5 protein-coding genes and 2 pseudogenes are annotated in these 13,517 nt (G+C 66.0%); all 7 read left to right on the plus strand.

Annotated elements, in window-relative coordinates; translation table 11 throughout:
- Positions 1-551 precede the first annotated feature (551 nt).
- The 7 genes and pseudogenes from C0541_RS11625 (at position 552) to C0541_RS11655 (ending at position 13,363) form a co-directional block, all read left to right on the plus strand.
- Positions 552-2,911 (plus strand): annotated as a pseudogene (locus C0541_RS11625) (methyl-accepting chemotaxis protein).
- A gap of 503 nt (positions 2,912-3,414) precedes the next feature.
- Complete coding sequence (locus C0541_RS11630) at positions 3,415-5,676, plus strand: methyl-accepting chemotaxis protein (RefSeq protein WP_115048505.1); 2,262 nt, start codon at positions 3,415-3,417, stop codon at positions 5,674-5,676.
- Positions 5,677-6,005: 329 nt separating this feature from the next.
- Positions 6,006-8,672 (plus strand): annotated as a pseudogene (locus C0541_RS21495) (Cache 3/Cache 2 fusion domain-containing protein).
- 268 nt (positions 8,673-8,940) lie between these two features.
- Positions 8,941-9,723: a flagellar brake protein gene (locus C0541_RS11640; protein WP_161960024.1), complete on the plus strand. Its 783-nt coding sequence runs from the start codon at positions 8,941-8,943 to the stop codon at positions 9,721-9,723.
- Between the two features lie 131 nt (positions 9,724-9,854).
- A complete protein-coding gene (locus tag C0541_RS11645) occupies positions 9,855-10,340 on the plus strand; it encodes a chemotaxis protein CheW (protein WP_029219732.1) in 486 nt (161 codons plus the stop codon).
- 172 nt (positions 10,341-10,512) lie between these two features.
- Positions 10,513-10,896: a hypothetical protein gene (locus C0541_RS11650; protein WP_005993867.1), complete on the plus strand. Its 384-nt coding sequence runs from the start codon at positions 10,513-10,515 to the stop codon at positions 10,894-10,896.
- Positions 10,897-10,981: 85 nt separating this feature from the next.
- Complete coding sequence (locus C0541_RS11655) at positions 10,982-13,363, plus strand: methyl-accepting chemotaxis protein (protein WP_161960025.1); 2,382 nt, start codon at positions 10,982-10,984, stop codon at positions 13,361-13,363.
- Positions 13,364-13,517 lie beyond the last annotated feature (154 nt).

Raw genomic sequence — 13,517 nt, forward strand, 5'->3', positions numbered from 1 at the left:
GCATGACCGGCGGCGGCGCACCACCGCCTGATCCCCGCAGCCGAGCGCTGCATCCCGAGCGAACCCGCCATAGCGCATGACGCTGCCGTTGCGGGCTGCATTTCACCGTGCGCAGCGCACGTTCGGTGCCTGCCGCAGGCCATCGCCGGTCCGTCCACGTAGCTGCGCCGGCGTCGCCTGGCGGCCTGCGATCAACCCGGCCATTCGCGCAATGCCACCTCGCAGCGCCCCCGACCGGGTGAGACAGACGTGAATCCGTCCGCACCTGCCCCGGTCTTGATAGCGCTCCCATCGGTGTTTTCGGCCTGTTTCTGCACATGCGCGTCACTTCGGTGACGGCTGCCCATACGCGACAGGGCTTGCCAGTTCAGGCGCATGGCCGCTAGCCGTTACCTATAGCGGCACGTTTACCTGCCTTGCAATCGCCCGGTCGCCTCATGGCCGGGGCGATGGATCGGCCGGATACCTGCCCGCTGCGCGGTCATTGCGCATGGCCGACGCGTCACCCCGACGCACCTTGTTTTTCTTGCCCCCTGCCTCGAGACCCCAACATGATCACTTTTCTTCAGCGGTACAACGTCGGCAAGCGCCTGAGCTTCGCCTTTGGCACGCTCATCCTGTTGTCGTGTGCGCTGGTTGCCGCAGGCCTGTACACGCTGGCGCAGGCGCGCGAGCGCATGGATACCGTGGTCAATCGCCAGGTCAAGATCATGCAGCACCTGGAGGACATGACCGGCGCAACCTCGGTGATCGCCGTGCAGCTGCGCAACATCGTGCTGCCGACATCGCAGGAAGACAATCTGCGCTTTGCGGCGATCATCAAGGACCAGCTCAAGTCCTATGAGGACAGCCGTCGCACGCTGTATGTGTTCTCGGCATCCCCCGAAGCCGCTGCGATGCGGCAGAAGATCGACCAGGCCAGCGAGGCCGCGATGACGCTCAATACCGCGGTAGGCGATCTGGGGCTCGCCGGCAAACCCGATGAAGCGCTGGTGTTGCTGCTGCAGAAAGCCGCGCCGGCCACCGAGCGGTGGCAGGCCGCACTGGCGGACTATGCCGGGCTGCAGCGCCGGCGCGCTACCGAGGCATACGCAGTGACGGCGGCCGAAATGGCGCGCGGCCGCGCCCTGCTGATCGGCGGCGGCGTGGCGGTGGTGCTGTTCAGCGCCCTGCTCGGTTTCCTGATCACCCGCAGCCTGGTGCGTCCGCTGACCCAGGCCACCCGCGCCGCCGAAGCGATCGCCAACGGCAATCTCGACAACGATGTGCGCACGCAGTCCAACGACGAGACCGGCCGTCTGTTGCAGGCGATGGACCGCATGCAGGACCAGGTCCGCACGCTGATCACCGCCCAGCTGGACATGGCCAAGCGCCACGACGAGGGCCAGATCAGCTTCCGCATCAACGCCGATGCCTTCCCGGGCGAATTCGGCCGCATGGCCAAGGACACCAATGCGCTGGTCGGCTCGCACCTCGCGGTGAAGATGCGCCTGGCGCATATCATGGGCCGCTACGCGATCGGCGACCTGTCCGAGGACATGGAGAAACTGCCCGGCGAAAAGGCCGTGCTCAGCGACACCATGGCCCAGGTCAAGATCAATCTCGGCGCGATGAACACCGAGATCAAGCACCTGGCGGTGTCGGCGGCCAACGGCGACTTCAGCGCCCGCGGCGATGCCGAGCGCTTCCAGTACGACTTCCGCGTGATGGTGGAAAGCCTCAACAACCTGATGGCCACCGCCGATGGCAACCTGCAGTCGCTCTCGGGCCTGCTGCAATCGATCGCCGCCGGCGACCTCACCGCACGCATGAGCGGCCAGTACCAGGGTGTGTTCGCGCAGATGCGCGACGACGCCAACGCCACCGCCGAACAACTGGCCGGCATCGTGGGACGCATCCAGCAGGCAGCCGATGCCATCGGCCTGGCGTCGGGCGAAATCGCATCGGGCAACCAGGACCTGTCGCAGCGCACCGAGCAGCAAGCGGCCAACCTGGAAGAAACCGCCGCCTCGATGGAAGAGCTCACCTCCACCGTCAAGCAGAACGCCGAGCACGCCAGCCAGGCCAACCAGCTCGCCATCGGCGCCGCTGCCGTGGCGTCGCAGGGCGGCGATGTGGTGGCCAAGGTGGTCACCACGATGTCCGACATCCAGAGTTCGTCGAAGAAGATTGCCGAGATCATCAGCGTCATCGACGGCATCGCCTTCCAGACCAACATCCTGGCATTGAACGCGGCAGTGGAAGCGGCGCGTGCCGGCGAGCAAGGGCGCGGATTCGCGGTGGTCGCCTCCGAGGTACGCACCCTGGCGCAACGTTCGGCCAGTGCGGCGAAAGAAATCAAGCAGCTGATCGACGACTCGGTCGACAAGGTCACCCAGGGCGCTACCCTGGTCGATCAGGCCGGCACCACCATGGCCGAGATCGTCGCCAGCGTGCAGCGCGTGACCAACATCATGGGCGAGATTTCCTCGGCCTCGCAGGAACAGTATTCGGGCATCGAACAGGTCAACCAGACCGTCACCCAGATGGACGAAACCACCCAGCAGAATGCCGCATTGGTGGAAGAAGCCACCGCCGCCGCCCGTGCGATGGAAGAACAGGCCCAGCAGCTCACCGAGGCGGTGGCGGTCTTCAGGGTCGACACGCACGCACCGGTGGCACGTCAGCTCTCGGCCANGCCGCCCGTGCGATGGAAGAACAGGCCCAGCAGCTCACCGAGGCGGTGGCGGTCTTCAGGGTCGACACGCACGCACCGGTGGCACGTCAGCTCTCGGCCATCGCCAATGCGCCCGCCAATGCCCGCAGCACCCCGCGTCCGGTCGCCCGCGCCCGCCCCGCAGCGTCGTTGCCTCGCAGCGCCACCGCTGCATCGGCACCCAGCAACGACGTCGGCGACTGGCAGGAGTTCTAAGTACCGGCAACCGCTGTCGGCGCACCGACAGGCAGTGCGTCCGTGCTTGCCACCCGCATGCACGGCGCACGCGGCACCCGACACCACGCGCATGGACGCGACCCGGTAACCAGCTGCACTGTCCACGACGGCACCGCCCCTGCGGTGCCGTTTTGCGTTGCGCGCGACCTGCAACCGTCCGCTGCTCCGCCGGCATCGCCACCAGCGTGAAATCGGGCTTCACATCAAGCAAGGCGGAGGCTATCGCCGCGCCTGCATCTGCCTATGCGACAGGTGTTTTCCAGGGAAATCCCCGACCCTCCCCCACCAATTCCCTACCCCTCGTACACATGGCAGTCACGTGCCTGAGACCCGGCTTTACAGACCGGCCCGGTCTGCCTAAATGCAGCAGGGCTAACGCCGTTATCTGACCGCGGCAACACACAAGGTATGACGCGCAACACGGTGCTACCGCACTGCACTGCCCGCCATGCCACCCAACGGCACATTCGCTCAGGCACCCAATGACTTCCTTCCTGCACCGCTTCAATGTCGGCAAGCGCCTCTCCCTGGCCTTCGGCATCCTGATCCTTCTGTCCTGCGCACTGGTGGCCGCCGGCCTGTACACACTCAGCCAGGCGCGCGAACGCCTGGACACCATCGTCAAGCGCAACATGGCGATGATCCAGTACGCCACCGACATGCTGGACGCCAACGCCACGATCTCGCTGAATCTGCGCAACATCGTGCTGCCGACCACTGCCGAACAGAATCGCCAGTTCGGCGAAGTGATCGACGCCCAGCGCGTCCGCTACAAGGAGCTGCGCGAAAAGCTCTACGCATTTCCCGCCGACGCGCACGACCAGGAACTGCGCAACGCGCTGGATTCCACCCGCGAGCAGGCACTGGCGCATAACCAGCAGGTGCGCGAACTGGGCACCGCCGGCAAGGTCGACCAGGCCATGCCGATCCTGCTCGAACGCGCCGCGCCGGCCACCCAGCGCTGGCAGGATGCGATCCGTACCTACTCGGACGCGCAGCGCACGAGTAGCCAGCTGGCCTATGACCAGGCCAATGCCTCGATGGCGCGTGGCCGCAGCATGCTGATCGGCGGCGGCCTTGCGGTGGTGCTGCTGAGCGCCCTGCTGGCCTGGACGATCACCCGCAGCCTCACCGGCCCGTTGAACCGCGCCACCCGCGCCGCCGAGGCGATCGCCGACGGCAAGCTCGATAACGCCGTGCACAGCGAGGCCAGCGACGAGACCGGCCGTCTGCTGCAGGCGATGGACAAGATGCAGTCGCAGGTGCGCAACCTGACCACCGCCCAGCTGGACATGGCCAGGCGCCACGACAGCGGCCAGATCAGCTTCCGCATGGATGCCGAGGCGTTCCCGGGCGACTACGGCCGCATGGCCGGCGACACCAACGCGCTGGTCGACAGCCACGTCCAGCTCACGCAGCGCCTGGCGCAGATCATGGGGCGCTATGCGATCGGCGACCTCAGCCAGGACATGGAGGCGCTGCCTGGCGAAAAAGCCATGCTGACCGACACCATGGCGCAGGTGAAAACCAACCTGGCCTCGATGAACCAGCAGATCAAGCAGCTGGCCCAGGCCGCGGCCAACGGCGATTTCGGCGCACGCGGCGATGCGGCGCAGTTCCAGTTCGATTTCCGCGTCATGGTCGAGAGCCTCAACCAGTTGATGGCCACCGCCGATGGCAGCCTGCAGTCGCTGTCGGGCATCCTGCGCGCGATTGCGGCGGGCGACCTGACCGCGCGCATGGACGGCGAGTTCAACGGCGTGTTCGCACAGATGCGCGACGATGCCAATGCCACCGCGACCCAGTTGTCCGGCATTGTCGGGCACATCCAGCACTCGGCCGTCTCGATCAATGCCGCCGCCAGCGAAATCGCCGCCGGCAACCAGGACCTGTCGCAGCGCACCGAGCAGCAGGCCGCCAACCTGGAGGAAACCGCCGCTTCGATGGAAGAACTCACCTCCACCGTCCGGCAGAACGCCGAAAGCGCGCGCCAGGCCAACCAGCTGGCCATCGGCGCCGCCAGCGTGGCCTCGCAGGGCGGCGAGGTGGTCAGCAAGGTGGTCGACACCATGACCGGCATCGAAGCCTCGTCCAAGCGCATTGCCGACATCATCAGCGTCATCGACGGTATTTCGTTCCAGACCAACATCCTGGCCTTGAATGCCGCCGTGGAAGCGGCGCGTGCCGGCGACCAGGGCCGTGGCTTTGCCGTGGTCGCCTCCGAGGTGCGCACCCTGGCACAGCGTTCGTCCGCAGCGGCCAAGGAGATCAAGAGCCTGATCGACGACTCGGTGCAGCGTGTGACCGACGGCTCGCACCTGGTGGACCAGGCCGGCAAGACCATGGCCGAGATCGTCGCCAGCGTACAGCGCGTCACCAACATCATGGGCGAGATCTCCGCCGCCTCGCAGGAACAGTCGGCCGGCATCGAGCAGGTCAACCAGACCGTCACCCACATGGACGAAGCCACCCAGCAGAACGCCGCGCTGGTGGAAGAAGCCACCGCTGCCGCCCGTGCGATGGAAGAACAGGCCCAGCAGCTCACCGAGGCGGTGGCCGTGTTCAAGATCGTCGAGCAGGGTCCGGGCGCGCCGCAGCCCTCGTCGATGGTCGCCGCGCCGGTCAATGCACGCTTTGCCGCCCGCCCGGCCGTACGCACCGGCAGCAACGCAGCACCGCAGCGGGGCACCGTCGCCACGGCGGCGGCGGCCACCGCCGGTCCGAGCGACTGGCAGGAGTTCTGAGTCCACCGCAACGCGCGATAACCGCAGTCTCCAGCAACACCATTCGAGGGGAGTTTGATTCGGTCACCGAATCTTGAGGGTCGCTTCCATGCGAGGGAAGCGGCCCTTTTTTTGGTCCGGACGATGCGCGCAGGCGTGAGGCAACACACCCGGCGCCGGCCCACTCTTCACCTATAATTAACAATCGCCTTGCAGCTGTCGGCAGCCGATTGGGCACGCGCACCGGGCATTTGTGCGGATTTCGGCATAAAGCATCAATTAATTGCATAAGCGGCCGCTATCGGCTTCACGCATCCGTAACGCCCTCCCCCGGGCAAGGTCGATTCCTCATGCATTCTTTCAACCGGCTGTCCGTCGGTACCCGGCTGTCGGCGCTGCTGACGCTGGTGATCGCGCTCTCCCTCGGCCTGCTGGCCCTGACCATCTACCGCCAGTCCGCCGGCGACATCGAATCCCAGGTCAAGGCCGAGCTGCGCTCCAGCACCCGGCTGATGCAGCAGTCGGTCGCGATGTACGACGTCACCCTGACCGAAGGCACCCAGCGTCTGAGCAACGTGTTCGACGACATGCTGCCCGCTGGCGAGCGCACGCTCGACACCGCCAGCACCGTCGCCATCGGCGCGCAGCAGACGCCGTCGCTGCGTGCCGGCACGCAGGCCTTGAACCTCAATGTCGAGGCGGTGGATCGCTTCGCGCAGGCCACCGGCGGGGTTGCGACGATCTTTGCGCGCACCGGCGAGGACTTCGTGCGCATCACCACCTCGCTGCGCAACAAGCAGAACGAACGGGTGATCGGCACCCTGCTCGACCGCAAGGGCAAGGCCTACGCCGCGCTGTCGCAAGGCAAGGCCTTCACCGGCCAGGCGCAACTGTTCGGCGAGCAGTACATGACCCACTACCAGCCGCTGCGCAACGCCGCCGGCGAAGTGATCGGCGCGCTGTTCGTCGGCCGCAACTACACCCAGGGCCTGGCCGCACTCAAGGCGCAGGTCAGCGCCACCAGGCTGGGCCAGGACGGCTACTTCGTCATCGTCGACATGGCGCCGGGCGAGCGCCAGGGCCAGATCATCGCCGCACCGTCGGGCACACCGGCCACCCTGGCGGCGCTGGTGCCGGCCGGGCAGCAGGCGCTGCTGCAGTCGGTGCTGGACGGCAGGCAGCCCAGCGCCAACCTGCCCTTGCGCGACGCCCAGGGCAACGCCCAGGCCTTCGAAGTCACCGCCCAGCGCTACGCGCCGTGGCAGTGGGCAGTGATCGGCACCCAGCCGCGCAGCGCCATCGACGGCCCGCTGGACGAGCTGATGGGCAGCATGCTGCTGTTCTCGCTGGCGGTGCTGGCGCTGTGCATCGCGGTGGTGTTCATCGCCGCGCGCAAGATGGTCACCCGCCCGCTGCTGGCGGTGGAACGCGTGCTCGGCGATGTCGCTGCCGGCCGGCTGGACAACCCGATCGAGATCGACCGCCACGACGAACTCGGCCGCCTGCTGCGCAATGCGCGCACCATGCGCGACGACCTGCGCGCGCGCCTGCAGCGCGATCACCTGATCGCCAGCGAAGCGTTGCGCGTGCGCACCGCGCTGGACGATGTCAGCACCAACGTGATGATCGCCGATGCGGATCGCCGCATCATCTACGTCAACCGCCCGCTGCAGCGCATGCTCAAGAGCGTGCAGGACGAGCTGCGCCGCGACCTGCCCACCTTCGATGCCGATGCGCTGATCGATGCCAGCATCGACCAGTTCCATCGCAGGCCCGAGCATCAGGCACGCATGCTCGATCAGCTCACCGGCACCCACACCGCGCAGATCCATGTCGGTGGCCGCACCATGCGGCTGGTGGTCAACCCGGTGCTGGGCGCGGCCGGCGAACGCATGGGCTTTGTGGTCGAGTGGGCCGACCGCACCCAGGAAGTCCAGGTGGAACAGGAGGTCGCGCGCCTGTCTCTTATACACATGTAGATGNGCGGGCGTGTCGGCCTGGAAGGCAAGCAGGGCTTCCTGCTGCTGCTCGCCCAGCAACTCAACGCGCTGCTGGACAACAATGCAGACGGATTGTCGCGGGTGTCCGCGCTGCTCTCTGCGCTGTCACAGGGCGACCTGACCGCGCGCATGGACGGCGATCTGCACGGCGTGTTCGCCAGCATCCGCGACGACGCCAATGCCACCGCCGACCAGCTCGCCGGCATCGTGCGCCGCATCAAGGACTCGTCGCTGGCGATCAACGCAGCCGCCAGCGAGATCGCCACCGGCAACAGCGACCTGTCGCGTCGCACCGAGCAGCAAGCCGCGGCACTGGAAGAAACCGCCGCCTCGATGGAAGAGCTCACCGCCACCGTCAGGCAGAACGCCGACAACGCCGACCAGGCCAACCGCCTGGTGCTCGATGCCGCCGGCGTGGCGGCCAAGGGCGGCGATGTGGTCGGCCGCGTGGTCACCACCATGGCCGACATCGACACCTCGTCCAAGAAGATCGCCGAGATCATCTCGGTCATCGACGGCATCGCCTTCCAGACCAATATCCTGGCCCTGAACGCGGCGGTGGAAGCGGCCCGTGCCGGCGAACAGGGCCGTGGCTTCGCCGTGGTCGCCTCGGAAGTGCGCACCCTGGCCCAGCGCTCGGCCGGCGCGGCCAAGGAGATCAAGCAGCTGATCGAAGACTCGGTGAGCCGCATCGGCAACGGTGCCGCGCTGGCCTCCGAGGCCGGCAGCACCATGCAGCAGGTGGTCAGCTCGGTGCAGCGCGTCACCGACATCATGAGCGAGATCACCAGCGCCTCGCGCGAGCAGGCCGCCGGCATCACCCAGGTCAACCAGACCGTCACCCAGATGGACGAAACCACCCAGCAGAACGCCGCACTGGTGGAAGAGGCCACCGCGGCTGCACGCGCGATGGAAGACCAGGCCGCGCAACTGGTCGATGCGGTGGCGGTGTTCCGCCTGGAACAGCAGGACCAGCTGCACACCTTGCTGGCCAACGCCCGACACGCCTATCCCTGATGCCACACGCGACAACGGCGCACTCGTCAGATCGGCGCCTGCCGTGCAGGTGCGCGACCGTGGCCCTGCCGCCAGGCCGCAGGGCCGCCGCTCTGCGACTGATCGATCCGCAGCCTGCAATCCCCTCGAAACACGACGTCCAGGCAACCAAGATTTCAAACAGCGGTGCTTTGTCAGCCGCCCTTAAAGATTCCGCCGTGCCGCCGATATCAAGGCGACGCCGGGGCAACCGTTCCGGTGTCTTCCCGCATCTACCGTGCCCGTGCCCATGTCCCAAGGCGATACCTCAGAGCTGGACCACGACGATCACCTTGCCGAAGGTGACGAGCGCTATCTGCTGCGTAACAAACGGCAGATCCGTGGCCTGCTGCGCCAGTTGCTAGACCAGCGTGCCATCGTGACCATGCATGTGGCCGGACGCGACATGGCCGTGCCCACCGCCGTGCTCGAAGTGGACGAGGACGACGACTGCGTGATCCTGGACGGCAGCCACAACGAGGCCTCCAACCGCGCCATCGAAGGCGCAAACTACCTGCTGTGCTACGCGCAACTGGACCGGGTCAACATCCGCTTCCGGCTGGAAACGCCCGACCGGCTGGAGCGCGACATCCACGTCGCCTTCCGTGCTGCATTGCCCGACGCGATGTATCACATGCAGCGCCGTGAGTCGTACCGGCTGGAAACCCCGATCACCGACTCGCCCGTCTGCATCGTCCGCCAGGACGAGGCCCAGGGCGGCGTCCTGAACTTGCAGCTGCGCGTGATCGACATCAGCAGTGGCGGTCTGGCTGTAGCGCTGGTGGAAGGCATGCCGCTGCTCGAACCGCAACGGACCTACCGCAATTGCACGCTGCAGTTGCCCGACACCGCGCCCATCACACTGCCGCTCACCGTGTGCAGCCAATATAAGCAGGCGCTACCCAACGGCAGCGAAGGCTTTCGTATCGGCATGCAGTTCAGCGATCTTCCGCGCGGCGCCGACGAAACCATCCAGCGCTACATCTTCCGCGTCGACCGCCAGCGCAATGCGCGCAAGAGCGGCGTGTTCTGAACCCATCCGCACCAGCCACGGCGCACGGCTAAAGTTGCCCTGCGCTGCGCCGATGTTGCTAGGGCAATCCTCATCCGCATGCTTTTCCCAGAGCTGCAATCCGACACTCAGCCGCAACGCCCGGAGTTTCCATGAACGATAAAAGCACGACCACCGGCACCGGTGGTGAATTCCTCAGCTTCGCCCTGGGCGAAGAGCACTACGGCGTGGACATCCTGAAGGTGCAGGAAATCCGCGGCTACGACTCGGTCACCCGTCTGCCCGACGCACCGGACTACATCAAGGGTGTGATCAACCTGCGCGGCACCATCGTGCCGGTGATCGACCTGCGCCTGAAGCTGCGCCTGAAAGAAGCGCGCTACGACGCCTTCACCGTGATGATCGTGCTCAATGTCGAAGACCGCGTGGTCGGCATCGTGGTGGACAGCGTTTCGGACGTGATCCCGCTCAATGACGACCAGATCCGCCCCACCCCCGAATTCGGCGCCTCGGTCGACACCCGTTTCATCTCGGGTATCGGCACCCAGGACGATCGCATGCTGATCCTGCTGGATATCGAGACCCTGCTGGACAGCACCGAGCTCGGGCAGCAGCAGCTGACCGAAGAAGCGGCCTGATTCAGACCATCTGGTGTCGGGAGCTTCCCGACACGAGACGCACAGCGAAGTTGAAGTGAGATAGAAATCACGTTTTTCGGATTCAAGTTGAACGGCAGCTAGCCGATAGCTGAATAGAAGCCCGCGCACACAAACGGGTCACCGTTCGACTTTTTGATTCTGGAGAATCCCAATGAAGTTCCTGCTCTCGCTCCTCCCCGTCGCTGCTCTCGTGATCGTCGCTCCCACGCTGTCGGCCCAGTCGCAGGAAATGATTCCGCCGGAGATGGCGACCCGTTTCGTCGGCAAGGACGGCATGGTGTGCGGCAAGGTCGAAAAGGCCAAGTACGCCCAGAGCTCGGAAGGTGAACCCACCTTCCTGTACATGGGCGGCATGTTCCCGCGCCACACCTTCTCGGCCCGCATCGACGGCGCCAACCGCGGCAAGTTCAGCTTTGCCCCGGAAAGCCTGGAAGGCAAGGACGTCTGTGTCCTGGGCAAGATCCAGCGCGACAGCTCGCGCGCCGAAATCGAAGTCAGCTCGCCGGCCAGCCTGAAGCTGGCCACCATCAAGTAATCGCTGCGCCGATCGCCACGCCCTCGCGCGTGGCGATCTGCCGTTTGCGGTTATGCGCACTGACTTCTACCGGGGAATCGTGTCAATGCAATGGATCAACAATCTCAAATTGATGCCCAAGCTGATGCTGGCGTTCGGCATCGTGCTGCTGATCATGCTGGTGCAGGGAATCATCGCCTACGCGGGCCTGGCCTCGCTCAATAATGTCACCCGCGACCTGGCCGGCAACACCATGTCCAGCGTGCGCGAAGCAGGCGATCTGCGCGGCATGCTCGGCGAATACCGAAATGCGACCTATCAAAACCTGGTGCGCGCCAGCGACTCGGTCAAGCAGGAGGCCAAGGTCCGCGCCACGCGTCTCAGCGGCGAAATCGATGCCACGATCAAGGGCTATCCCCGCCTGATCGAGAGCCCGCAGCAGAAGAAATTGTTCGATGTGTTCGTGGCGGACTGGAAGAAGGCATCGGCCTCCTACGCCAGCGTCGACGAAATGATCGAGCTCAATCTGCCCGACGATGCCGTCGACACCTTCGTCGGCGAGACCCGTACCCTGCACAACAAGGCCAAGGACTCGCTGGCCGCGTTGATCGCCGAAGACAACAGGTTGGCGCAGGCTGCCAAGAGCAAGGCCGAAAAGGTCCACGCCACCTCGGTCTCGTTGACCGTGCTGGTGCTGTTGATCGGCATCGCCGGTGGCCTGGGCCTGGCGTTCCTGTTCGCACGTGCCATCGTCAAGAGCATGCGCGGCGCGGTCTCCACCGCCACCGAAATCGCCAGCGGCAAGCTCGATGGCCAGATCAATGTGCAGGGCCAGGACGAAGTGGGCGAACTGATGCGCTCCATGCACCGCATGCAGCGCGACCTGAAGGAGCGCATCGAACGCGATCAGAAGATCGCCGACGAAAACCTGCGCATCCGTACCGCGCTGGACAAGTCCTCCACCAGCACCTTCATCACCGACGCCGACCGGGTCATGATCTACGCCAACGAGGCGTTCCACAAGCTGGTCACCCATTACGAAAGCAGCATCCGTCTGTCCGCGCCCGATTTCGAAGCCGGCAAGATCATCGGTCAGCACATCAGCTATCTCGGCCTGCCCGAAGCGACCGTGCACAAGGCCATCGCAGCACTGGAACGCGACGGTATCACCAGCTTCGAAGAGCGCTACGGCGAGTTCGTGATGATGCAGACCGTCACCGTGATCAAGAACGAGCAGGGCGAAAGCACCGGCGACGTCTGCGAATGGCGCGATCGCACCATCGAAGTCCAGGTCGAAGAAGAAGTCGCCCGCATCGTGCGTGCCGCTGCCACCGGCGACATGAGCGGCCGGGTGGAAACCGACGGCAAGCAGGGCTTCTTCCTGCAGCTGGCCCAGCAGCTCAACGGCCTGCTGGATGCCAACGCCGCCAGCCTGGAGCAGATTTCCTCGTTGCTCTCGGCGCTGTCGCGTGGCGACCTGACCGTGCGCATGCATGGCGAGTTCAGCGGCGTATTCGCGCAGATGCGCGACGATGCCAATGCCACCGCCGAGCAGCTGGCCGACATCGTCGGACGCATCAAGGTCTCCTCCACCGCGATCAACGCGGCCGCCGGCGAGATCGCCTCGGGCAACGGCGACCTGTCGCACCGTACCGAGCAGCAGGCGGCCAACCTGGAAGAGACCGCCGCCTCGATGGAGGAACTCACCTCCACCGTCAGGCAGAACGCCGAAAGCGCCCGCCAGGCCAACCAGCTGGCCATCGGCGCCACCGGCGTGGCCTCGCAGGGCGGCGAGGTGGTCTCGCAGGTGGTCACCACCATGTCGGGCATCGAGGCCTCGTCCAAGAAGATCGCCGACATCATCTCGGTCATCGACGGCATCGCCTTCCAGACCAACATCCTGGCCTTGAACGCAGCGGTGGAAGCCGCCCGCGCCGGCGAACAGGGCCGCGGCTTTGCCGTGGTCGCCTCGGAAGTGCGCACGCTGGCACAGCGTTCGGCCGGCGCGGCCAAGGAGATCAAGGGCTTGATCGACGACTCCGTGCACAAGGTGGCCGAGGGCTCGGCACTGGTGCGCAAGGCCGGTGCGACCATGGCCGAGATCGTGGCCAGCGTGCAGCGCGTCACCGACATCATGGGCGAAATCTCCGCTGCCTCGCAGGAACAGTCGGCCGGCATCGAGCAGGTCAACCAGACCATCACCCAGATGGACGAGACCACCCAGCAGAACGCCGCGCTGGTGGAAGAAGCCACCGCGGCCGCACGCGCGATGGAAGAGCAGGCCGGCCAGCTGGCCGAAGCGGTGTCGGTGTTCAAGCTGGACGAGCCGGCCGCCATGGCCGCACCTGCCGCGCGCGCGCGCGCGGCTGCCACGCGCCCGGTTGCGGTGACGCCCGCAACCAAGCCGGCCGCGCGTGCAGCGGCCACGCCGTCGCGACCGGCCAAGCCGCAGGCCGCCCTGGCCGACGGGAACTGGCAAGAGTTCTGATCCAAGGCTTGTCCCCGCAAAGCCCCGGCACTGCCGGGGCTTTGCGCATCTGCAGCCAGCAAATCTGCAGCCAGCGCCGTGCGCAGCGCCGCGCATTGGCCACGCCCGCTGCCCCGCCAACGCGGCGGCAGGCCCGCAAGCGAACCGGACCTTC

The organism is Xanthomonas arboricola (assembly GCF_003353015.1).
Classification (GTDB): Bacteria; Pseudomonadota; Gammaproteobacteria; order Xanthomonadales; family Xanthomonadaceae; genus Xanthomonas; species Xanthomonas arboricola_E.